The 20,516-nt window shown below is 61.8% G+C and carries 23 protein-coding genes and 1 pseudogene; 15 read left to right on the forward strand and 9 right to left on the reverse strand.

The features are described from left to right. Nucleotides 1-177 precede the first annotated feature (177 nt). Nucleotides 178-906 (forward strand): Bax inhibitor-1/YccA family protein, encoded by a 729-nt coding sequence (locus tag CO657_RS19110; RefSeq protein WP_003589753.1) that lies wholly within the window; start codon nt 178-180, stop codon nt 904-906. Between the two features lie 109 nt (nt 907-1,015). After that, nucleotides 1,016-1,573, forward strand: a complete 558-nt coding sequence (locus CO657_RS19115) for a GNAT family N-acetyltransferase (RefSeq protein ID WP_054182399.1) — start codon at nt 1,016-1,018, stop codon at nt 1,571-1,573. 12 nt (nt 1,574-1,585) lie between these two features. On the opposite strand, the gene CO657_RS19120 is transcribed toward CO657_RS19115, so the two are convergent. The 3 genes from CO657_RS19120 to acnA form a co-directional block, all read right to left on the reverse strand. Then, nucleotides 1,586-1,987 (reverse strand): DUF2794 domain-containing protein, encoded by a 402-nt coding sequence (locus tag CO657_RS19120; RefSeq protein ID WP_054182398.1) that lies wholly within the window; start codon nt 1,985-1,987, stop codon nt 1,586-1,588. Nucleotides 1,988-2,336: 349 nt separating this feature from the next. Next, nucleotides 2,337-3,077, reverse strand: a complete 741-nt coding sequence (locus CO657_RS19125) for a DUF1223 domain-containing protein (RefSeq protein WP_054182397.1) — start codon at nt 3,075-3,077, stop codon at nt 2,337-2,339. 234 nt (nt 3,078-3,311) lie between these two features. Then, nucleotides 3,312-6,002: an aconitate hydratase AcnA gene (gene acnA / locus CO657_RS19130; RefSeq protein WP_054182396.1), complete on the reverse strand. Its 2,691-nt coding sequence runs from the start codon at nt 6,000-6,002 to the stop codon at nt 3,312-3,314. A gap of 262 nt (nt 6,003-6,264) precedes the next feature. Here acnA and ccmA point away from each other — a divergent pair, with 262 nt between their 5' ends. From ccmA to CO657_RS19155, 5 genes are read left to right on the forward strand one after another with little or no spacing between them, the layout of a single operon-like run. Continuing rightward, entirely contained in the window at nt 6,265-6,912 is a 648-nt protein-coding gene (gene ccmA / locus CO657_RS19135) for a heme ABC exporter ATP-binding protein CcmA (protein WP_054182395.1), read from the forward strand. A 52-nt stretch (nt 6,913-6,964) separates the two neighbouring features. Next, nucleotides 6,965-7,624, forward strand: coding sequence for a heme exporter protein CcmB (ccmB, locus tag CO657_RS19140; protein ID WP_003589746.1), 660 nt, complete (start codon nt 6,965-6,967; stop codon nt 7,622-7,624). A 48-nt stretch (nt 7,625-7,672) separates the two neighbouring features. Next, nucleotides 7,673-8,434, forward strand: coding sequence for a heme ABC transporter permease (locus tag CO657_RS19145; RefSeq protein ID WP_012559256.1), 762 nt, complete (start codon nt 7,673-7,675; stop codon nt 8,432-8,434). 3 nt (nt 8,435-8,437) lie between these two features. Continuing rightward, nucleotides 8,438-8,605, forward strand: a complete 168-nt coding sequence (gene ccmD, locus CO657_RS19150) for a heme exporter protein CcmD (protein WP_012559257.1) — start codon at nt 8,438-8,440, stop codon at nt 8,603-8,605. Continuing rightward, nucleotides 8,602-9,210 (forward strand): DsbE family thiol:disulfide interchange protein, encoded by a 609-nt coding sequence (locus CO657_RS19155; protein ID WP_054182394.1) that lies wholly within the window; start codon nt 8,602-8,604, stop codon nt 9,208-9,210. Before ccmD ends, CO657_RS19155 begins: the two co-directional genes overlap by 4 nt. A gap of 19 nt (nt 9,211-9,229) precedes the next feature. On the opposite strand, the gene CO657_RS19160 is transcribed toward CO657_RS19155, so the two are convergent. The 6 genes and pseudogenes from CO657_RS19160 to CO657_RS19185 form a co-directional block, all read right to left on the reverse strand. Further along, the gene (locus CO657_RS19160; protein ID WP_054182393.1) at nt 9,230-9,817 is read right to left on the reverse strand and encodes a DUF2585 domain-containing protein; all 588 of its coding nucleotides are present in this window, start codon (nt 9,815-9,817) and stop codon (nt 9,230-9,232) included. Continuing rightward, nucleotides 9,814-10,458 (reverse strand): septation protein A, encoded by a 645-nt coding sequence (locus tag CO657_RS19165; protein WP_054182392.1) that lies wholly within the window; start codon nt 10,456-10,458, stop codon nt 9,814-9,816. Before CO657_RS19165 ends, CO657_RS19160 begins: the two co-directional genes overlap by 4 nt. Nucleotides 10,459-10,536: 78 nt before the next feature. Further along, nucleotides 10,537-12,116 (reverse strand): annotated as a pseudogene (ftsY, locus tag CO657_RS19170) (signal recognition particle-docking protein FtsY). Between the two features lie 16 nt (nt 12,117-12,132). Further along, nucleotides 12,133-13,407 (reverse strand): tRNA (N(6)-L-threonylcarbamoyladenosine(37)-C(2))-methylthiotransferase MtaB, encoded by a 1,275-nt coding sequence (mtaB, locus tag CO657_RS19175; RefSeq protein ID WP_054182390.1) that lies wholly within the window; start codon nt 13,405-13,407, stop codon nt 12,133-12,135. Then, nucleotides 13,404-14,309, reverse strand: a complete 906-nt coding sequence (dapF, locus tag CO657_RS19180; RefSeq protein ID WP_054182389.1) for a diaminopimelate epimerase — start codon at nt 14,307-14,309, stop codon at nt 13,404-13,406. Before dapF ends, mtaB begins: the two co-directional genes overlap by 4 nt. A gap of 111 nt (nt 14,310-14,420) precedes the next feature. Beyond that, nucleotides 14,421-14,645: a hypothetical protein gene (locus CO657_RS19185; protein WP_172643263.1), complete on the reverse strand. Its 225-nt coding sequence runs from the start codon at nt 14,643-14,645 to the stop codon at nt 14,421-14,423. A gap of 64 nt (nt 14,646-14,709) precedes the next feature. On the opposite strand from CO657_RS19185, the gene CO657_RS37135 reads away from it, so the two are divergent. The 8 genes from CO657_RS37135 to CO657_RS19225 all read left to right on the forward strand — a co-directional run bounded on the left by CO657_RS37135 (nt 14,710) and on the right by CO657_RS19225 (nt 20,514). After that, complete coding sequence (locus CO657_RS37135) at nt 14,710-14,889, forward strand: hypothetical protein (RefSeq protein WP_054182388.1); 180 nt, start codon at nt 14,710-14,712, stop codon at nt 14,887-14,889. Between the two features lie 159 nt (nt 14,890-15,048). Next, entirely contained in the window at nt 15,049-16,632 is a 1,584-nt protein-coding gene (ffh, locus tag CO657_RS19195; RefSeq protein WP_054182387.1) for a signal recognition particle protein, read from the forward strand. Between the two features lie 16 nt (nt 16,633-16,648). After that, nucleotides 16,649-16,969, forward strand: coding sequence for a chorismate mutase (locus CO657_RS19200; RefSeq protein ID WP_003543666.1), 321 nt, complete (start codon nt 16,649-16,651; stop codon nt 16,967-16,969). Nucleotides 16,970-17,013: 44 nt separating this feature from the next. Then, nucleotides 17,014-17,385 (forward strand): 30S ribosomal protein S16, encoded by a 372-nt coding sequence (gene rpsP / locus CO657_RS19205; RefSeq protein ID WP_003589731.1) that lies wholly within the window; start codon nt 17,014-17,016, stop codon nt 17,383-17,385. A 115-nt stretch (nt 17,386-17,500) separates the two neighbouring features. Continuing rightward, nucleotides 17,501-18,070, forward strand: a complete 570-nt coding sequence (gene rimM / locus CO657_RS19210) for a ribosome maturation factor RimM (RefSeq protein ID WP_049733506.1) — start codon at nt 17,501-17,503, stop codon at nt 18,068-18,070. Further along, nucleotides 18,070-18,771 (forward strand): tRNA (guanosine(37)-N1)-methyltransferase TrmD, encoded by a 702-nt coding sequence (trmD, locus tag CO657_RS19215; protein WP_054182386.1) that lies wholly within the window; start codon nt 18,070-18,072, stop codon nt 18,769-18,771. Before rimM ends, trmD begins: the two co-directional genes overlap by 1 nt. A 212-nt stretch (nt 18,772-18,983) precedes the next feature. After that, nucleotides 18,984-19,535, forward strand: coding sequence for a 50S ribosomal protein L19 (rplS, locus tag CO657_RS19220; RefSeq protein ID WP_012559267.1), 552 nt, complete (start codon nt 18,984-18,986; stop codon nt 19,533-19,535). A gap of 181 nt (nt 19,536-19,716) precedes the next feature. Then, nucleotides 19,717-20,514, forward strand: a complete 798-nt coding sequence (locus tag CO657_RS19225; protein WP_054182523.1) for a basic amino acid ABC transporter substrate-binding protein — start codon at nt 19,717-19,719, stop codon at nt 20,512-20,514. Nucleotides 20,515-20,516: the final 2 nt, after the last annotated feature.

Here is a 20,516-nt window from a genome sequence, read left to right on the forward strand (position 1 = left end):
GCTAAGGCGCCTCAAACCCTTCACCTTACGGCGATTTAACCGGCCGGGCCTTTGCAACCCTCTTGTTTGCGAAGGGCGAAAGCCTCATATTGTCTGCAGGCATGCTGGAGCTCCGCAGCGGCGCCCGGGTCGAAAACCCCGACACCGTATCTCCATCGGAGCTTGTAAGAGGAAACTATGGCTGACCTTCGTAACTATCAAAGCCGCGCTCAGACCGGCGAGATGATTGATCAAGGCCTGCGCGCCTATATGCTCAAGGTTTACAACCTGATGGCGCTGGGCCTGGCGATCACCGGTGTGGCCGCATATCTCGGATTCAACTTCGCTGTTCAGGACGGCCAGCTCACCCAGTTCGGCGTGCTCCTGTTCCAGTCGCCCTTGCGCTGGGTCGTGATCCTTGCGCCTCTTGCGGCCGTCTTCTTCCTGAGCTTCCGCATCAATAGCATGAGCGTGGCCGCCGCGCAGACGACCTTCTGGGTCTATGCCGGACTGGTCGGCCTGTCGCTCTCGTCGATCTTCCTGGTCTACACCGGCCAGAGCGTCGTTCAGACCTTCTTCGTCACCGCCGCCTCCTTCGGCGCGCTGTCGCTTTACGGCTACACGACGAAGCGTGACCTGTCGGCGATGGGCTCGTTCCTGATCATGGGTCTTTTCGGCCTGATCATCGCTTCGATCGTCAACGTCTTCCTGGCTTCGTCCGCCATGCAGTTCGCGATCTCGGTGATCGGCGTGCTGATCTTCGCAGGCCTCACCGCCTACGACACGCAGCGGATCAAAGAATTGTACCTGGAAGCCGATGACGTTGCCGTGGCCGGCCGCAAGGCGATCATGGGTGCGCTGACGCTCTATCTCGACTTCATCAACCTCTTCATGTTCCTGCTGCAGTTCATGGGCAACCGCAAATAAGCAGACACACTGAGATCGAAAAGGCGGCTTCGGCCGCCTTTTTTGTTGCGCCGGTTTCGGAGGAGTGATTTTAGGAAGGCCTTGCCCTCTTGATGGATCCGCCGTCGAAATGTCATTTCTCCTGCGCGATGGCTCTGCAGCCGATATTCCCGCCATTACCGGTATCTACCGGGAATCCGTTCTGAACGGCACCTCGAGCTACGAGATCACCCCGCCCTCCGAGGCCGAAATGGCGCAGCGTTTTGCGGCGATCGTCGGCCAGCAATATCCCTATATCGCCGCAGCCGGTGCGGATGGATGCCTGCTCGGCTATGCCTATGCCTCGGCCTTTCGCGTCCGCCCGGCCTATCGATGGATGGTCGAGGATTCGATCTATCTGGCGCCCGAAGCCCGTGGCCTCGGCATCGGCAAAGCGCTGATGGCGGAGCTGATCGACCGCTGCACAAGTCTCGGTTTTCGTCAGATGATCGCCGTCATCGGCGGCGCCAGCCCCGCCTCGATCGCGCTTCATCTCAAGGCGGGCTTCGTGGAGGTCGGTCTGATGCGGGGCGCCGGCTACAAACACGGCCGCTGGCTGGATACGATGCTCATGCAGCGCGTCCTCGGCGAGGGCATGACGACCGATCCGGATCCCTCCGCCTATCCCGGCACGCTGTTTGCCGGCTGAAAAAAATACGGCCTACTTGTCGACTAGCTTCAGCGCCTTGTCGAACACCTTCAGCACCTGGTTCAGCTCGTGCCCGCGCTTCAGGATCGTGCCGTGGACGTTGATCACCGAATAGGCGCCCTGTTTGGCGGCGAGCTTGGGATTTTTCTCGATGCGGAAGAGCGGCATTTCGCCGGAGCGCTTGAAGACGGAGAACACCGCCTTGTCCTTCAGGTGATCGATGGCGTAGTCGCGCCATTCGCCGTCACCGACCATACGACCGTAGATCCAGAGGATCGCGTCCAGTTCGCGCCGGTGAAAGGTCACCGGAAGCGGGTCCTTGCTCTGCTTGTATTCCCTGAGATCGACGACGACTGAGGAACTATTGTCGACGGAACGGCCTTCGCCGTGTCGCAAATCCGGCTGATCTGTCATTCAGTCTCCAAGGCCTCTGCATGTGACAGGTGGGTGACAGTGTGCCCGAGCCGCCGCAAATTGCAAGAGCGCCGGCCGTCACATTCGGCCGCACTACAGCGCCGCGCGTCAGCGCGTAAGGACGCCGTAGCACTTTGAATAGGCGCATCGTCAGATGCGCATGACAGCGCTGTCGCTTTCTCGGCAGCGCCGCATTTCAGTCAAAACAGCGCCTCATTTGCAGGAGATTTATGAATCCCGGTTTGGCGCCAGCGCGCCAAAGGGCCCGGCGGAGCGTATCGACCTTAACCCCAGCCCCGAATACGCTCAGCCGGGCCGCCCGGTACTTCACCCGCAAGCGGATGAAATCTCAGATATTTTTGCCAGCCATTACCACGGTCGCGCCCAGGATCGCCGCAGGATCGCCGTTGTCGTTCGCCGATTGCAGCAGAATCGCGCAGCCCTCGAGCTGCGGCCGCTGCAGCACACTGGCCGGCAGCGTCAGACTGGTCGCTTTGCCGTCCCACATGCCGACCGTTTCGACATTGGTGACGCTGTGCAGATAGGACAGCTTCTTTCCGCTGTTCTCGCCTTTTTCGACCTCGATCGTCTTTTCCTTGTCGAAATAGACCATCACCACATTGGCTTTGCCCTGCCCCGCGCCGATCTTGATCTCCAGCTCGTCGCCGCGCATTGCCGCGCTGATGGGCACGGTCAGCCCGTTGCCTTCGCCGCTATAGGTGTCGATCTTGCTGTTGATGCCATTGAGATCTGCGCCGGCCAGATGGCCGCGCCCGTTGACGATCGCCTGCGGCGTATAGACGTTGCTGCGGCCCATTGTCCTCGCATAGCCATACTGCCGCTCGGTGTTTTCCTTGGAGCTCAGCGTATCGGCCCAGCCGAGATAATTCCAGTAATCGACATGATAGGCGAGTGCGATGACATCGCCCTGGCTCACCAGCTTGCGGAAAGCGGCGTCAGCAGGAGGACAGGAAGAGCAGCCCTGGGCCGTGAAAAGTTCGACGACACCTTTCGGCGTGCCGTCTTCGGCCTGCAGCGGGCCTGAGAGAACAACACCGACGATCAGCGGAATCAAGAAACGGGGGGACATTCACCTGCACCTCTTTTTCAGCGCCGACGGCGGGCTCGAACCGAGGACCCTGACGTATGAACGTACGAATAATCCTTCCGGGTCCAAACGAAAAGTCACGAACGGGTGAGACGCAGCGCAACCGGAACCCGTAGAAAACAAATCATCGTGAGCCCCCGTAAATCTTGTCGCCGCAAAGAAAAGGCCGCCGGAAACTGCTTTCCGGCGGCCATTATCATACGAGGCTATTAACAATCAGGCAGCGAGGTCGCGCAGAACCGTCTGCAGGATGCCGCCATTGTTGAGGTAGACCACCTCGTCGAGCGTATCGACGCGCGACAGCAGCGGAACTTCCTTCACAGTGCCGTCGCCATAGGTGATCTTGGCGATCTTCTTCTCACGCGGCTTGATCTTGTCGAGGCCTTCAATGGTGACGAGTTCGTCGCCCTTCAGGCCGAGGCTCTGCCAGGTCGTGCCCTCTTCGAAGACGAAGGGGATCACACCCATGCCGACCAGGTTCGAGCGATGGATACGCTCGAAGGACTGGGCGACGACAGCCTTGACGCCGAGCAGGTTGGTGCCCTTGGCAGCCCAATCGCGTGAGGAGCCGTTGCCGTATTCGACACCGGCGAAGATGACGAGCGGCACGCCTTCGGCCTTGTACTGCATGGCGGCGTCGTAGATCGAAGTCTCTTCCTTCGACGGGTAGTGGATGGTGTAACCACCTTCCTTGCCGTTCGGGCCCAGCATATGGTTGCGGATGCGGATATTGGCGAAGGTGCCGCGCATCATCACTTCATGATTGCCGCGGCGCGTGCCGTACTGGTTGAAGTCGGCAACGGCGACCTCGTGGTCGATAAGGTAAGCACCGGCCGGTGACGCGGCCTTGATCGAACCGGCCGGCGAAATGTGGTCGGTGGTGATCTTGTCGCCGAACAGGCCGAGGACACGCGCGCCCTTGATGTCGGAGACGCCGGTGCCCTTCTTGCCCATGCCGACGAAGTAAGGCGGGTTCTGGACATAGGTCGAATTGTCATCCCAGGCATAGGTCTGGCCCGGCGGAACCTGAACGGCCTGCCAGTTGACGTCGCCCTTGAAGACGTCGGCATATTTGCTTTCGTACAGTTCGCGGGTGACGTATTTCTGGATGAATTCCTGCACCTCGTGCGAAGTCGGCCAGATATCCTTGAGGTAGACGGGGTTGCCGTTCTGATCCTCGCCGATCGGCTCCTTGGTGAGGTCCTTCTGCACCGTGCCGGCGAGCGCATAGGCGACGACGAGCGGCGGCGAAGCCAGATAATTCGCCTGCACGTCGGGCGAAATGCGGCCTTCGAAGTTACGGTTGCCGGAAAGAACGCCGGATACGATCAGGCCCTTGTCGTTGATCGTCTTCGAGATCGGCGCCGGCAGCGGGCCGGAATTGCCGATGCAGGTGGTGCAGCCGAAGCCGACGAGGTTGAAGCCGAGCTTGTCGAGGTCGGCCTGCAGGCCTGATTTGGCGAGATATTCGCCGACGACCTGCGATCCCGGTGCCAGCGAGGTCTTGACCCACGGCTTGGTCTTCAGGCCCTTGGCAACGGCGTTGCGGGCGAGAAGGCCGGCAGCGATCAGCACCGACGGGTTGGAGGTATTGGTGCAGGAGGTGATGGCGGCAATCGCCACGTCGCCATGGCCAAGATCGAAATCCGTGCCTTCGACCGCATAACGGTTATTGAGCTGGCCGGGCTTCTTGTAGTCGGCATCCATCGAGCCGGCGAAACCGGTAGCGATGTTTTCGAGCGCGATGCGGCCTTCCGGACGCTTGGGGCCGGCCATCGACGGCACGACGTCGCCGAGGTCGAGTTCCAGCGTGTCGGTGAAGACGAGATCGGAACCATCGCCGTCGCGCCACATGCCCTGAGCCTTCGAATAGGCTTCGACGAGGGCGATCCGGTCATGCGTGCGGCCGGACATGGTGAGGTAATTGATGGTTTCGCCATCGACCGGGAAGAAGCCGCAGGTCGCGCCGTATTCCGGACCCATATTGCCGATCGTCGCGCGGTCGGCGAGCGGCATATTGTCCATGCCGGGGCCGAAGAATTCGACGAACTTCGAAACGACGCCCTTTTTGCGCAGCATCTGCACGACGGTCAGAACGAGATCGGTCGCGGTGACGCCTTCCTTGAGCTTGCCGGTCAGCTTGAAGCCGATGACTTCGGGCAGCAGCATCGAGACCGGCTGGCCGAGCATCGCCGCTTCAGCTTCGATACCGCCCACGCCCCAGCCGAGAACGCCGAGACCGTTGATCATCGTCGTGTGGCTGTCGGTGCCGACGCAGGTATCCGGATAGGCGATCGTTTCGCCGTCCTCTTCCTTGGTCCAGACGGTCTGACCGAGATATTCGAGATTGACCTGGTGACAGATGCCGGTGCCGGGAGGCACGACGCGGAAGTTCTTGAAGGCCTGCTGGCCCCACTTCAGGAAGCGGTAGCGCTCGCCGTTGCGCTGGTATTCGAGCTCGACGTTTTTGGCGAAAGCCTGCGGCGTGCCGAATTCGTCGACGATGACCGAGTGGTCGATGACAAGATCGACGGGAACGAGCGGGTTGATCTTCTCGGGATCGCCGCCGAGGGACACCATCGCGTCGCGCATCGCGGCAAGATCGACGACGGCGGGAACGCCGGTGAAGTCCTGCATCAGCACGCGCGCCGGGCGATAGGCGATCTCGTTTTCAACTGCGCCCTTGTTGTTCAGCCATTCGGCAACGGCGAGGATGTGCTCCTTGGTGACCGACTGGCCGTCTTCGAAACGCAGCAGGTTTTCGAGCAGCACTTTCATCGAATAGGGAAGCTTCGAGACGCCGGGCAGACCGTTTGCCTCAGCCTTGGGCAGGCTGTAATAGACATAGTCCTTTCCACCAACGGAAAGCGTGGAACGACAATTGAAACTGTCAAGAGATTTAGACACGAGAGACCCCGTTTCTGATAGCCAACACAGTCGTGCGAACGCCTATGCACTTAATGCACATCAGGATGCGGGTACGGCCATTTCCGCTGTCCGCACGTGGAACGAATGCTCCAAGTTCGGCACAAGGATGAAATTCACGCCGACCGCTGGCGTGGTTGCCGGTCTTATAGATAATTTCCTAAAAACTTGCCATACCCGAGCAAGGTCAAAATCGGAGATTTTTTAAGCCCTCCGGAAGCCGAAACGAAGAAAGAGCCGACGCATGCATCTCACCGCCGAAAATCTGGCCGCAAGGCGCGGTGAGGATCTGATTTTCGTTAACATTTCCTTTCACTTGGCAGCCGGCGAGGCGCTCATCCTGACAGGCAGAAATGGATCGGGAAAGTCCACTTTACTGCGCGTTGTTGCCGGCCTGCTCAAGCCGGAAAAAGGCACTGTCATCGTCCGCGACGGAGCGGGCCGGGAAGACGGACATCCTGGCGAGTTCAGCCACTACCTCGGCCATCGAAATGCGATGAAGAATGAACTTACCGTTGCAGAGAATCTGGATTTCTGGCGTCGTTTTCTCGGCGGCACCGGCAGCTCTGCCGGCCTCTCCGTCGAGGACGCCACCGAGTCCGTCGGCCTTCCGGGTATTGCCCACCTTCCCTTCGGTTACCTCTCCGCCGGCCAGCAGCGCCGTTTCGCCTTCGCCAAGCTACTCGTCGCCCACCGCCCCATCTGGATCCTCGACGAACCCACCGCCGCACTCGATGCCAGCGCCGACCGGCTGTTTGCCGGATTGATCGAAGCGCATCTGACAAACGGCGGCATCGTGCTGGCGGCGACACATCAGCCGCTGGGATTGAAGAATGCGCAGGAATTGAAGATGACGGGCTTTGCCGGTGTGGATGCGGGAGTGTGGGGGTGATGGTTTACCGTGTCGCTGCCCCGTCCACCACACATGTTGAGAGCTGCCCCGCATGACCGCCCTCTTCCTCCGCGATCTCAAACTCTCGATCCGCGCCGGCGGCGGCGCGCTGGTCGGGGTGCTGTTCTTCCTCACGATCGTCGCCGTCATCCCCTTCGGCGTCGGTCCCGATCTCAAGCTGCTGTCGCGCATCGGCCCCGCCATCGTCTGGATCGGCGCGCTGCTGGCAGCGCTTCTCGGCCTCGACCGGCTGTTCCAGGCCGAGCGCGACGACGGATCGCTCGACCTGATGCTGATGCAGGACACGCCGCTCGTCCTCACCGTCCTCGTCAAATGCTTCGCCCACTGGACGGCGACCAGCCTGCCGCTGGTCATCGCCTCGCCGCTGCTCGGCCTGTTCATGAATATGGACGAGACGGCGATCGGCGCCACCGCGCTGACGCTTCTGGTCGGCTCGCCCGCCATCACCTTCATCGGCGCCGTCGGCGCCGCCGTCGCCGTGGCGCTGCCGCGCGGCGGCCTACTCGTCTCGATCCTGGTGCTGCCGCTGACCATCCCGGTGCTGATCTTCGGCGTCAGCGCCGCCTATGCCGCGGTCGAGGATCCCGCCCCGTTCCTGCCGCCTTTCCTCATCCTCATCGCGCTGACGCTGTTCTTTGCCGTCATCGGCCCGGCTGCCGCCGCGCTGGCGCTGCGAAACACGGCGGATTGACCAGCCATTCGATTGCGGGAAAAGCCGGATCAAGGTAAGGAAGCGGATATGAGCCAAACGAGCCTTGCCATCAGCAAATTCAGCGATCTCGCCAACCCGACGCGGTTTCTGGCGCTGGCGGCACGCGTCATTCCGTGGCTGGCCGGCATCACCGCCCTCTGTTTTCTGATCGGCCTCTATCTCAGCTTCTCCACGGAGGGCGATTACCAGCAGGGCGAGACCGTGCGCATCATGTATGTCCACGTACCCGCGGCCTGGCTGTCGATGATGTGCTATACGATCATGAGTATCTCGGCGATCGGCACGCTGGTCTGGCGCCATCCGCTGGCCGACGTCTCCGCCAAGGCCGCAGCCCCGCTCGGCGCCGCCTTCACCCTGCTCGCGCTCGTCACCGGTTCGCTCTGGGGCAAGCCGATGTGGGGCACCTGGTGGGTTTGGGATGCGCGGCTGACCTCCGTTTTCGTTCTCTTCCTGATGTATCTTGGCCTGATTGCGCTCAGCCGCGCCATCGACGATCCGTCGAAGGCCGCGCGCGTTTCCGCCGTCCTCATCCTCGTCGGCTTCATCAACATCCCGATCATCAAATTCTCGGTCGAGTGGTGGAATACGCTGCATCAATCGGCAAGCGTGATGCGCCTCGATGGCCCGGCGATCGATCCGGAATTCCTGCGGCCGCTCTTCGTCATGGCGATTGCCTTCACCCTGCTGTTCTTCACGCTGCATATCATGGCGATGCGCAACGAGATCTGGCGCCGCCGCATCGCCGCACAGCGCCGTCTTGCCGCCCGCATGGCGAGCCGGGAGGAATAGCCGGTGACGCATGCCTTCTATGTCTACGCCTCCTACGGCTTTGCAGCATTCATGACGGTCGCCGTCACGCTCTGGACTTGGGCCGACGGCCGGGCCCGCCGCCGGGAACTCGCAGCGCTCGAAGCCGCCGGCATCCGCCGCCGTTCGGCCCGCAAAAGGGATAGCGAATGAGCGAGACGCCCGACACCGGAACCACCAAGCCGCGCGGCCTTGGCCGTTATGCACTGGCGCTTCTGCCGCTGATCGTCTTCGGCGGTATCGCGGCAACGGCCGCAAAGATGCTCTACGACCAGGATTTCCACGGCAAGAACATTGCCGAAATCCCCTCCGCCCTGATCGGCACCAAGGCGCCGGCGCTGAACCTGCCGCCGCTCGATGGCGCCAACCTCCCGGCGCTGACCGACGCGGCAATCAAGGGCAAGCTGACCCTCGTCAACGTCTTCGCCTCGTGGTGCATCCCCTGCCGGGACGAACATCCTATTTTGAAAGAACTGGCCAAGGACCCACGGCTGAACATCGTCGCCATCAATTACAAGGATAAGAGCGACAACGCCCTGCGTTTCCTCGGCGAGCTCGGCAATCCCTATCAGGCGATCGGCATTGATCCCAACGGCAAGGCGGCGATCGACTGGGGCGTCTACGGCATTCCGGAAAGCTATCTCGTCGGCCCCGACGGCACGATCCTCTACAAGCGCGTCGGCCCCTTCGACGATATCAGCCTGAAGGAAGGGCTGTTTCCGGCGATGGAAAAGGCGCTGGGGAAGCCGGTTTCGTAAATCAAGAAAGACGTGGGGCTTAAACGCCGCCCTGCCAGACCTTGATCGCCTCCACCGGCCAGATCAGCATCACCACGTTCAACGTCAGATTATCGCGGATCACATAACCGGTGAAAATCTCGAAGAAGATCGCGATCGCAACCGTCGCCGCCACCGGCGCCCGCGATGCGAAGAAGAAGCCGACGCACATGAAGACGGTGTCCATCGCCGAATTCAGAATGCTGTCTCCATAATAGTCGAGCGCGATCGTCGCCGTGCGGTAGCGATCGATGATCAGAGGCGAATTCTCCAGCAGTTCCCAGCCGGATTCGATGAACAGCGCCAGCAGCAGCTTTGCCGCCAGCGGCTTGCGGCGCAGGACGAGATGGCCGAGCCCGTAGAACAGGAAGCCGTGGATGATGTGCGACGGCGTGTACCAGTCCGACAGATGCTGTGAATTGCCGCTGGTATTGACCCCGCCCTCCCACAGCTTGACATAACCGCAGGCGCAGATCGGCACGCGGCCCATCAGATATTCGGTGACGATCTGTGCGACCAGCACCGCAAGGCAGGCAACGAACCAGAAGCTCTGGTGTCTGACACGATATTCGGCGTCTGCAGCGCTCACTTTTCGCCGTCCGTTTCCAGGTTGATGCTATGTTTGATCACCAGCGGCATCTGCGCCAGCGTGAAGATGATGGTGATCGGCATCGTACCCCAGACCTTGAAGGCGACCCAGGTATCATCCGAAAAATTACGCCAGACGACTTCGTTCAACACGGCGAGGAACAGAAAGAAGATGCCCCAGCGGATGGTGAGCTTGCGCCAGCCTTCGGCATCGAGCTGGAAGGCGGCGTTGAAGACGTAGCCGAGCAGCGATCGGCCGAAGGCAAGTCCGCCGAGCAGCGCGACGCCGAAGAGCGCGTTGACGATGGTCGGCTTCATCTTGATGAAGGTCTCGTTCTGCAGCCAGATCGACAGCGAGCCGAAGATGACGACGACGATGCCGGAGACAAAGGGCATGATCGGCAGATGGCCGAGTACGATCTTCGAAACGACCAGCGAAAGGATCGTCGCCGCCATGAAGAGCCCGGTTGCGACGAACAGCGGCCCGCCAAGCTCGGAAAGGGCAGGAAACCTTTCCACCAGCCACTGGCCGCGCAGATTGGCAAAGAAGAAGATCAACAGCGGCCCGAGTTCCAGCGCCAGCTTCAGCAACGGGTGATGACGGTCGGCCGGGGTCGGGGTGATATCGCTTTCGGTGGTCATGCGTTCTTCAAACCTGCTATTCCTGAAAACCTGGTTGCCGCCCGTGCCTTGCAGGCTTTCGGCGGCATATCTGTGGCATCATTGGGGAAGTCCGGCAATGGCGTGCGCGAAATCCTCGGCCTCGAACGGCTCCAGATCCTCGACACCCTCGCCGACCCCGATGAAATAGACCGGCAGCTTGTGCTTGGCGGAAATGGCGACGAGGATGCCGCCGCGTGCCGTGCCGTCGAGCTTGGTCATGATGAGGCCGTTGACGCCGGCGACGTTGCGGAAGATCTCGACCTGGCTCAGCGCATTCTGCCCCGTCGTCGCATCGAGCGTCTGCAGCACCGTGTGCGGCGCATCGGGATCGAGCTTGCCGAGCACGCGCACGATCTTCTCGAGCTCGGCCATCAGCTCGGCCTTGTTCTGCAGCCGGCCGGCGGTATCGACGATCAGCACGTCGCATTTCCGGGCTTTCGCCTGTTCGAAGGCGTCATAGACAAGGCCGGCGGCATCGGCACCAAGCTTGGTGCCGATGAATTCGGAATTCGTTCGCTCGGCCCAGATCTTCAGCTGCTCGATCGCCGCGGCACGGAAGGTATCGCCGGCGGCCAGCATCACCTTCAGCCCGGCGCCCGAAAGTTTTGCTGCAAGCTTGCCGATCGTCGTCGTTTTGCCGGTGCCGTTGACGCCGACGACGAGAATGACATGCGGCTTGTGCGAGAGGTCGAGCTGCAGCGGCCTGGCGACCGGCTTGAGAACTTTGGCAATTTCAGACGCCATGATCCGGCTGACATCCTCGCCGGTCACATCCTTGCCATAACGCTCGGACGCCAGCGTATCGGTAACGCGCAGTGCGGTCTCGACGCCGAGATCGGCCTGGATCAGCAGGTCTTCGAGATCCTGCAGCGTCTCGTCATCAAGCTTGCGCTTGGTGAACAGCGCGGTGATCTGGCCGGTCAGCTGCGAGGAGGTGCGCGCAAGGCCGTTGCGCAGGCGCTGGAACCAGCTGAGTTTTGGTTGCGGGGCAATGAGTTGCTGTTCGACGATTGCCGGGCCGGTGGCGAAGCCTTTAGGGAGGACAGGAGATTCCGGCTTCGGCTGTTCCGCAGTCGTGTCGGAAGGCGCGGTGGGTGTGATACCCCCCTCTGCCCTGCCGGGCATCTCCCCCACAAGGGGGGAGATCGGCTGGATGGAAATGTCTTCTTCTACATCGATCTCAGCAGGAATTTCCTCTGAGAGCGCTTCTGCGACTTCCGCGGTCTCCTCGACCGAAGCCGGCGCGTCAGCCTCCGAACGATCTCCCCCTTGTGGGGGAGATGTCCCGAAGGGACAGAGGGGGGTGCTTCCGCCTCGCTCTCGTCACTCGCCTGCGTCTCTGCTTCGGCCTCGATCTCCAGCAGTGAAAGCGGCACCAAGCCGAAATCGCTCATCTGATCTGCGGGAGGCAAAGGCAAGGCCTCATCGAGGATGTCCGATTCCTTGCCCTCGCCGACATCACCCGCCGGCCCGCCGGCCGTATCCATTTCTTCGGGAAGGACCGGATCAGCGGCGACCGGCAGATCTTCGGCGCGCGAGCGCGGCTCGAGCTCCCTTGCCACGGCTTCAGGCACGGGCTCTTCCGCCGGCTTGTCCTTGCCGAAGGTGAAGACCTTTTTGATGAAACTGAGCGCCATGGGGATTCCGTGAAAGTCAGGCCGCGGCTGCGGCCGTCAATTGCATGTCGAGATGTTTGCCATTGTGGCCGGTGATCGTGGCCGGCACAAGTTCACCGGGACGAAGGCCGGGTGCTGCCACCAGCGCGAAGTTTTCCGTATGCGCCAGGCCGTTGTTTTCGACAAGCAGCCATTGCCGGGTTCCGACCATGCTGTCGAGATGGGACTGATGCAGCCTGTGTCCAGTGGCGCGCAGCCTGGCGGCGCGATCCTTGACCAGAGACCGGTCGAGCTGCGGCATGCGGGCGGCCGGCGTGCTGGGACGCGGGCTGTAGGGAAAAACATGCAGATGCGCGATGCCGGCCTCTTCGGCGAGCCGCACGGCATTGCCGAACATCTCTTCCGTCTCCGTCGGGAAGCCGGCGATCATATCGGCGCCGAAGCTCATCTCGGGGCGAAGCCGGCGTACGTCCTCGATGAAACGCAGCGCATCGGCGCGGGAGTGCCGGCGCTTCATCCGCTTCAGGATCATGTCGTCGCCATGCTGCAGCGACAGATGCAGATGCGGCATGAAACGCGGCTCGTCGGCGATCAGATCCATCAGATGGGCATCGGCCTCGATGCTGTCGATCGAGGAAAGCCTGAGGCGGCGGATATCAGGGAGCTGCTTCAGCAGCGTCTTCGCCAGAAGCCCGAGCGTCGGTGCACCCGGCAGGTCGCCGCCATAACTTGTGGCGTCTACCCCGGTCAGCACGATCTCGCGATAGCCGCTGTCGGCGAGCTTGCGGGCCTGGTCGACGACCGCGCCCATCGGCACCGAGCGGGAATTGCCGCGGCCATAGGGGATGATGCAGAAGGTGCAGCGATGGTCGCAGCCGTTCTGCACCTGAATGAAGGCGCGCACATGCCCGTCGATATGCCTGACCATCTGCGGCGCCGTCGCCTTGACGCTCATGATATCGTTGACGCGGAGCTTCTCTTCGGCCGAAACGCCGAAATCCGGCAGGCTGCGATAGGAGGCGCTCGCAAGCTTCTCCTCGTTGCCGAGCACGGCATCGACCTCCGCCATTTCAGCGAAGGTTTGTTTTTCCGTCTGTGCGGCGCAGCCGGTGACGATGATGCGGGCATGCGGATTGTCGCGCCGTGCCCGACGGATCGCCTGGCGCGCCTGACGCACGGCCTCGCCGGTCACGGCGCAGGTGTTGACCAGGATGGCATTGTTGAGCCCGGCCTTTTCAGCCTGCGCCTTCATCACTTCGGATTCATAGGTGTTGAGGCGGCAGCCGAAGGTAATGACGTCGACGCCGCTCACCGCGCCCCCGCCTCTTGGGTATCATCGCGCGACCAGAGGCCGGTCGAGGGATCGAGACTGCCCGACCATTCCCATTCGGCCGGGCCGGTCATGATCACGTGATCGTCGCGCTCGCGCCATTCGATCGAAAGCGTGGCCGGCGGCTTGGCGCTCGCCACGTTGATCGTCACCTTGCGGCCGGTGCGGCCGGTGCGCGCCGCACTGACGGCGGCGGAACAGGCAGCTGAGCCGCAGGCAAGCGTCAGCCCCGCGCCGCGCTCCCAGGTGCGCGTCGTCACCGATGTCGGCGAGGTCACCTGCGCCAGGGTGATATTGGCGCGTTCGGGAAACATCGGATGGTTTTCGAGCAGCGGCCCGAAGCGGGCGAGATCATAGGACATCACGTCCCTGTCGACCCAGAAGATCGCATGCGGATTGCCCATCGACATCGCAGACGGCGAATGCAGCACCGGATTGTCGATCGGACCGATCTGCAATTCGATGCGGCTGGTATCGTGAAATTCTTCCGCCAGCGGGATCCTGTTCCAATCGAAGACCGGCCGGCCCATATCGACGGAGATCGTTCCGTCCTCGTGCTCGACGGCGTTGAGGATGCCGGCGACCGTCTGGAAGGTGAAGGCCTTGCGGCCGGTCTCGGCGGCAAGTGCCTGCACGACGCAGCGCGTGCCGTTGCCGCAGGCCTGCGCCTTCGAGCCGTCGGAATTCAGGATGTCGATAAAGGCGTCGGTGCCGTCGGCCTTCGGGTCATGGATCGCCATGATCTGGTCGAACTCCGTCTGCGGATCGGCATTGAGCGCGACCGCCGCGGCCGGCGTCACCTTATCGGGCCGGCCGCGCATGTCGACGACCAGGATCTTGTTGCCAAGCCCGTTCATCCTCGCGAATTCGACCGTTGCGCTCATAGTATCATTCCGTCCGTGTTTCCGCTGTATATGGCGGAAATGCGAAGGAATTACCAGTGGGTGAGTGCCGCGCAGCCATTGCCGCCGGCCGCCCTTTCGAGGTAGTCCGGCTTACCGCTCAACACCGTCGGAAGCAAAAGACGCCGCATGCGCTTCGACGATGGCGGCGGTGATGACCTTTCTCAGCTCGTAGACCAGCGAGCGGGATCGCTTGCGATCCAGATCCTGTGCCGCTTTTGCAAGATTAAGGCCTTCGTTCAGGACAATATGATGGGCCCGTGCCAGTGCCCAGCTTTCAATATCAGGACTTATCATTCGATATCTCCGCCGGATCATCCGGCATCAAGGATATTTACGAATCATTTTACAGGACGCACTTAAGTAGAAAGTAGAATCATAAGTGGAATATTTTGCAACTGGCCACTATTGGGAATTCGGGCCGCCGGCCGGGAATTTTTACCTGATCGCTTTCTGCGGCATCGGCATCCCAAACGCCGGCCATGCGGTCATTCCACGCTTTCGCCTTGACTTTCGCGCGGCTTTCCTGTTTACCGCGCCCAATCCGCGACGAGCCGCATGACTCCGAGCCGCCGACCGGGACCTGAGATCCCGGAGGTCAACACCCGACAGCGCGATGCGCCCTCGGGTGCTTTTTGGCTTTGCGTCTTGTTTTCGTCAAGGAAAAGCACGACGTTTCCGGGCAGATCGAACCCGCCCGAAACGTATCAAGGAAGAGCCGATGTTTGAAAACCTCCAGGACCGTCTTGGATCCATTCTGAATGGACTGACAGGCCGTGGCGCGCTTTCGGAAGCCGATGTTTCCGCAGCGCTGCGCGAGGTTCGCCGTGCGCTGCTGGAGGCCGACGTCGCGCTCGACGTCGTGCGTTCCTTCACCGACCGCGTGCGTGAAAAGGCCGTCGGCGCCGAGATCCTGAAGTCGATCAAGCCCGGCCAGATGGTCGTCAAGATCGTCCATGACGAGCTGATCGAAATGCTGGGCGGTGAGGGCGTCGGCATCGACCTGCATGCGCCCGCCCCCGTCGTCGTTATGATGGTCGGCCTGCAGGGCTCCGGCAAGACGACGACGTCAGCCAAGATCGCCCATCGCCTGTCGACGCGCGATAAGAAGAAAGTGCTGATGGCGTCGCTCGACACGCGCCGTCCGGCAGCCCAGGAGCAGCTTCGCCAGCTCGGCGCCCAGGCCAGCATCGATACTCTGCCGATCATCGCTGGCCAGTCGCCGACCGATATCGCCGCCCGCGCCGTGCAGGCGGCAAGACTTGGCGGCCATGACGTCGTCATCCTCGACACCGCCGGCCGCACCCATATCGACGAGCCCTTGATGGTCGAGATGGCCGACATCAAGAAGCGCTCGAACCCGCATGAAATCCTGCTGGTCGCCGACAGCTTGACCGGTCAGGACGCCGTCAACCTCGCCCGCAACTTCGACGAACGCGTCGGCATCACCGGTCTGGTGTTGACCCGCATGGACGGCGATGGCCGCGGCGGTGCCGCCCTTTCGATGCGCGCCGTCACCGGCAAGCCGATCAAGCTGATCGGTGTCGGCGAGAAGATGAGCGAGCTCGAGGAGTTCCATCCCCGCCGCATCGCCGACCGCATCCTCGGCATGGGCGACATCGTCTCGCTCGTCGAGCGTGCGGCCGAGAACATCGACGCCGAAAAGGCGGCCGCCATGGCCGCCAAGATGGCCAAGGGCAAGTTCGACCTCGACGACCTCGCCGACCAGCTGCGCCAGATGCAGAAGATGGGCGGCATGGGCGGCATCATGGGGATGATGCCCGGCATGGCCGGCATGAAGGACAAGATGGCCGCAGCCGGCCTCGACGACAGGCTTTTCGGGCGTCAGATCGCCATCATCCAGTCGATGACCAAGGCCGAGCGCGCCAATCCCGACCTGCTCAAGCATTCGCGCAAGAAGCGCATCGCCGCCGGCTCCGGCACCGATGCCGCCGCCATCAACAAGCTTCTGAAGATGCACCGCCAGATGGCCGACATGATGAAGATGATGGGCGGCAAGGGCAAAGGCGGCATGATGAAGCAGATGATGGGCGGCCTTGCCGGCAAGATGGGACTTGGCGGCCTCGGCGGCATGGGCGGCATGCCCGATCTCTCGAATATGGACCCGAAGCAGCTTGAAGCGCTGCAGAAGCAGGCGGAAGCCGCGGGTTTGGGAAAACCGGGTGGGGGTATGCCCGGTCTAGGCGGAGGCTTGCCGGGCGGATTGCCCGGTCTTGGCGGCGCAAAGCTGCCGGGCCTCGGTGGAGGTTTCCCGGGATTGCCCGGATTGCCGAAGAAGAAGTGAAAGGATCGCTTGCCCCATGATTGATCCAAACGTCAAAGCCCAGCTCGCGAGCTATCGTCAGTCGATCGACAATATCGATGCCGCTCTCGTGCACATGCTGGCCGAACGCTTCCGCTGCACCAAAGAGGTCGGCGTGCTGAAGGCCAAATACAATCTGCCGCCGGCCGATCCGGCGCGCGAGGAATACCAGATCGAACGCCTTCGCCAGCTGGCGAAAGCCGCCAATCTGGACCCGGATTTCGCCGAGAAGTTCCTGAACTTCGTCATCAAGGAAGTCATCCGGCATCATGAGCAGATCGCTGCGGATCACGCTGAACAAAGCGCCGCAGCCCGATAACCCGCCTGATCAGGCGATCAAGAAAAGCCTAAGGAGTAAAGAACATGGCACTGAAAATTCGTCTCGCCCGCGGTGGCTCCAAGAAGCGCCCGTACTACCACGTCGTTCTCGCCGATGCGCGCAGCCCGCGTGACGGCCGCTTCCTCGAAAACCTCGGTTCCTGGAACCCGATGCTCGCCAAGGACGACGAGAAGCGCGTTCAGCTGAACGCCGAGCGCATCAAGCACTGGATCGAAAACGGCGCCCAGCCGACCGACCGCGTTCTGCGCTTCCTCGATGAAGCCGGCGTTGCCAAGCGCGAAGCCAAGAACAACCCGGTCAAGGCAAAGCCTGGCAAGCGTGCCCAGGAACGCGCCGCCGAAAAGGCTCAGAAGGTGGCTGACGCCGCCGCTGCTGCTGCCGACGCCGCGGAATAATCGGGACAATCCCTTGTTTAACGGGCGGCATGGCGACATGCCGCCCGTTTTCGTTTCCAATTACCCGCACTTCGTTTATGAGAAACCTGTCTTTCGGCTTCACATGAAGGAACCCATGACAAAGCTTGAAAACCCCGTTCTGATGGCGACGATCGGCGGCGCGCAAGGCCTCCGGGGAGAGGTGCGCGCCAAGGCCTACACGGCCGATCCGAGCGCCCTTGGCGATTATGGCCACCTGCACAGCATGGACGGCCGCAGCTTCGAAGTCCTCGAAATCCGCGAGACGAAGAATGTCGTCGTCGTTCGGTTCCGCGGCGTCAACGACCGCAATGCCGCCGAGGCGCTGAACGGGCTCGAGCTCTATATCGAGCGCGACAACCTGCCCGACGAGGAGCTTGAAGATGACGAGTTCTACTATGCTGATCTCGAAGGTCTCGAAGCACGCGACGACAAGGGTGCCAGCTATGGCACCGTCACCGGCGTCTTCGATTTCGGCGCCGGCGATTTGCTGGAACTCAAAGGTCCGGGCAAGCGCCCGGTGCTGATCCCCTTCTCCGAAGCCTCGGTGCTGGAGATCGACCTCGAGGCCGGAACGCTGCTGATCGACCCGCTGGCGGCAGGGCTGGTCGACGATCCCGAAGAGCTTTCGAAATTCACCGCGGACAAGCCGAAAAAGAAGAAGTGATGGCTTTCCGGGCGAGCGTGCTGACACTCTATCCGGAAATGTTTCCGGGGCATCTGGGCTTCTCGCTCGCCGGCAAGGCAATGGAGCGCGGGCAATGGTCGCTGGATGCGGTGCAGATCCGCGATTTCGCCACCGACAAGCACCGCACCGTCGACGACACCCCGGCCGGCGGCGGCGCCGGCATGGTGCTGAAACCCGACGTTCTCGCCCGTGCGATCGACAGCACCGCGGAAAACGACAGCCGCCCGCGCCTGCTGATGAGCCCGCGCGGCCGGCCGCTGACACAGGAGCGCGTACGCGAGCTTGCTTCAGGCGACGGCGTCATCATCGTCTGCGGTCGCTTCGAGGGCGTCGATCAGCGGGTGATCGAGGCGCGCGGCCTGGAAGAGGTTTCGATCGGCGACTACGTGCTGTCAGGCGGCGAGCCGGCGGCGCTGATCGTGCTCGACGCGATCATCCGCATCCTGCCCGGTGTCATGGGCAACGATCTTTCCGGCCTGCATGAAAGCTTCGAAGGCGGGCTGCTGGAACATCCGCATTATACCAGGCCGCAGGCGTGGGAAGGCTGGGAAATTCCCGCGATCCTGACCTCCGGCAATCACGGCGCCATCGAAAAGTGGCGGCACCAGGAGGCGGTGCGGCTGACGCGGGAACGGCGGCCGGATCTCCTGGAAAAGGTGAAAACCGAGAAAAACGGCTGATTCCAGCCTCCCCTTCACAAAAATGTCGTGCGAGGGATGACAAGCCCCGGCCTTTCGTGTATTGGCGCACGCGGAAATGGGGTTATCCCCGTCTGCCAGCAAACAAAGAATGGCGAACCCGCTCCCGCCCTGAAGGGCAAAGTCCTGAGGCCAGTTCCAAAGGATCAGTGTCGAGCGCTCTGGCTGTTTCAGAAGAACCAAAGGTTAAGACGATGAACATCATTCAGCAGCTTGAGGCCGAACAGGCCGCCAAGATCGAAGCCAAGCGCACGCTTCCCGAATTTTCCCCGGGCGATACCGTCCGCGTCAACGTGAAGGTCACGGAAGGCAACCGTACCCGCGTTCAGGCCTATGAAGGCGTCTGCATCGCCCGCTCCGGCGGCGGCCTGCAGGAAAACTTCACGGTCCGCAAGATCTCCTACGGCGAAGGCGTCGAGCGCGTATTCCCGGTCTACTCGCCGATGATCGAAAGCGTCGACGTCGTGCGCCGCGGTAAGGTCCGTCGCGCCAAGCTCTATTACCTGCGCGACCGTCGCGGCAAGTCTGCCCGTATCGTTGAAGACACCGGCGTCCGCGCCCGCAAGCTCAACGACGCCGAGCGCGCCGCCATCGCCGAGGAAAAGGCCCGCATCGAAGCTGAAAAGGTTGCAGCAGCCCAGGCGCTCGCCGCCGAGAAGGCAGCAGCAGAGGCTGCCGAAGCGAAGGCAGCGGCTGAAAAGGCCGCCGCTGAAGCAGCCGCAGCCGCGGAACCGGCAGCAGAATAAGATCTGCGTCACACAAAATCTTTGCTTGAAGCAAAATTCTTCGCTTGGAGCAAAATTCTTTCGCTTGGAAAGGCGGCCTTGGGGTCGCCTTTTCTCTTTTTTGCTTCGGCACGCAGCCGGCGGCCTTGCCTTCGGCAGGTCTTCCATGACAGTTTTCGCCGTTCAATCCGGGAGCCGTTCCATGCTGTTTCGTCGTACCGTCCTTGCGGGCTTTGCCGCCCTTGCGCTTGCACCCTTGACCGCATCGGCGGCCGAGTTGCCCGATCTCGGCGGCAAGAGCGTCGTCGTCGTCACCGAGAATGCCTATCCACCGCTGCAGTTCGTCGATCCGAAATCCGGCAAGCCGATCGGCTGGGAATATGATGCGATGAACGAGATCGCCAAACGGCTGAATTTCAAGGTCGAATATCAGAATACCAGCTGGGACGCGATGATCCAGGCGGTCTCCGACGGCCAGTACAATATCGGCATGACCGGCATCACCATCAAGGAAGACCGCAAGCAGAAGGTGGATTTCTCCGACCCCTATATGCGCTCGCAGCAGTTCATGCTGGTGCGCGGCGACGAGAAACGTTTCACCGATGGAAAGTCCTTCGGCGCATTCAAGGATGGCCTGGTCGGCGCCCAGCCCGGCACCACGCCCTTCTATACCGCTGTCTATGAAGTGCTTGACGGCAACGAGCAGAACCCGCGCATCAAGCTCTTCGAAACCTTCGGCGCCACCGTCCAGGCGCTGAAGGCCGGCGACGTCGACGTGGTGCTGACCGACGGTACCGCCGGCAAAGGTTATGTCGACGCCTCGAACGGCGCCCTGAAGCTGATCGGCGAGCCGCTCGGCACCGAGGATTTCGGCTTCATCTTCCCGAAGGGTTCCGATCTCGTCGCTCCCGTCAACGCCGCCATTTCAGCTCTCAAGGCCGACGGCACGCTGGATGCGCTGAACAAGAAGTGGTTCCTCGACTACAAGATGGGCGAATGACG

This window comes from Rhizobium acidisoli (assembly GCF_002531755.2).
GTDB lineage: Bacteria > Pseudomonadota > Alphaproteobacteria > Rhizobiales > Rhizobiaceae > Rhizobium > Rhizobium acidisoli.

Bases quoted from the DNA above. Each gene is read 5' to 3' on its own strand.
- CO657_RS19125 (WP_054182397.1), bottom strand. From the start codon at position 3,077: ATGTCCCCCCGTTTCTTGATTCCGCTGATCGTCGGTGTTGTTCTCTCA.
- rplS (WP_012559267.1), top strand. From the start codon at position 18,984: ATGAACATCATTCAGCAGCTTGAGGCCGAACAGGCCGCCAAGATCGAA.
- CO657_RS19225 (WP_054182523.1), top strand. From the start codon at position 19,717: ATGCTGTTTCGTCGTACCGTCCTTGCGGGCTTTGCCGCCCTTGCGCTT.
- ccmA (WP_054182395.1), top strand. From the start codon at position 6,265: ATGCATCTCACCGCCGAAAATCTGGCCGCAAGGCGCGGTGAGGATCTG.
- CO657_RS19115 (WP_054182399.1), top strand. From the start codon at position 1,016: ATGTCATTTCTCCTGCGCGATGGCTCTGCAGCCGATATTCCCGCCATT.
- ccmB (WP_003589746.1), top strand. From the start codon at position 6,965: ATGACCGCCCTCTTCCTCCGCGATCTCAAACTCTCGATCCGCGCCGGC.
- ffh (WP_054182387.1), top strand. From the start codon at position 15,049: ATGTTTGAAAACCTCCAGGACCGTCTTGGATCCATTCTGAATGGACTG.
- CO657_RS19155 (WP_054182394.1), top strand. From the start codon at position 8,602: ATGAGCGAGACGCCCGACACCGGAACCACCAAGCCGCGCGGCCTTGGC.
- rpsP (WP_003589731.1), top strand. From the start codon at position 17,014: ATGGCACTGAAAATTCGTCTCGCCCGCGGTGGCTCCAAGAAGCGCCCG.
- CO657_RS19120 (WP_054182398.1), bottom strand. From the start codon at position 1,987: ATGACAGATCAGCCGGATTTGCGACACGGCGAAGGCCGTTCCGTCGAC.
- CO657_RS19165 (WP_054182392.1), bottom strand. From the start codon at position 10,458: ATGACCACCGAAAGCGATATCACCCCGACCCCGGCCGACCGTCATCAC.
- CO657_RS19185 (WP_172643263.1), bottom strand. From the start codon at position 14,645: ATGATCCGGCGGAGATATCGAATGATAAGTCCTGATATTGAAAGCTGG.
- dapF (WP_054182389.1), bottom strand. From the start codon at position 14,309: ATGAGCGCAACGGTCGAATTCGCGAGGATGAACGGGCTTGGCAACAAG.
- trmD (WP_054182386.1), top strand. From the start codon at position 18,070: ATGGCTTTCCGGGCGAGCGTGCTGACACTCTATCCGGAAATGTTTCCG.
- CO657_RS19200 (WP_003543666.1), top strand. From the start codon at position 16,649: ATGATTGATCCAAACGTCAAAGCCCAGCTCGCGAGCTATCGTCAGTCG.
- rimM (WP_049733506.1), top strand. From the start codon at position 17,501: ATGACAAAGCTTGAAAACCCCGTTCTGATGGCGACGATCGGCGGCGCG.
- CO657_RS19110 (WP_003589753.1), top strand. From the start codon at position 178: ATGGCTGACCTTCGTAACTATCAAAGCCGCGCTCAGACCGGCGAGATG.
- CO657_RS19145 (WP_012559256.1), top strand. From the start codon at position 7,673: ATGAGCCAAACGAGCCTTGCCATCAGCAAATTCAGCGATCTCGCCAAC.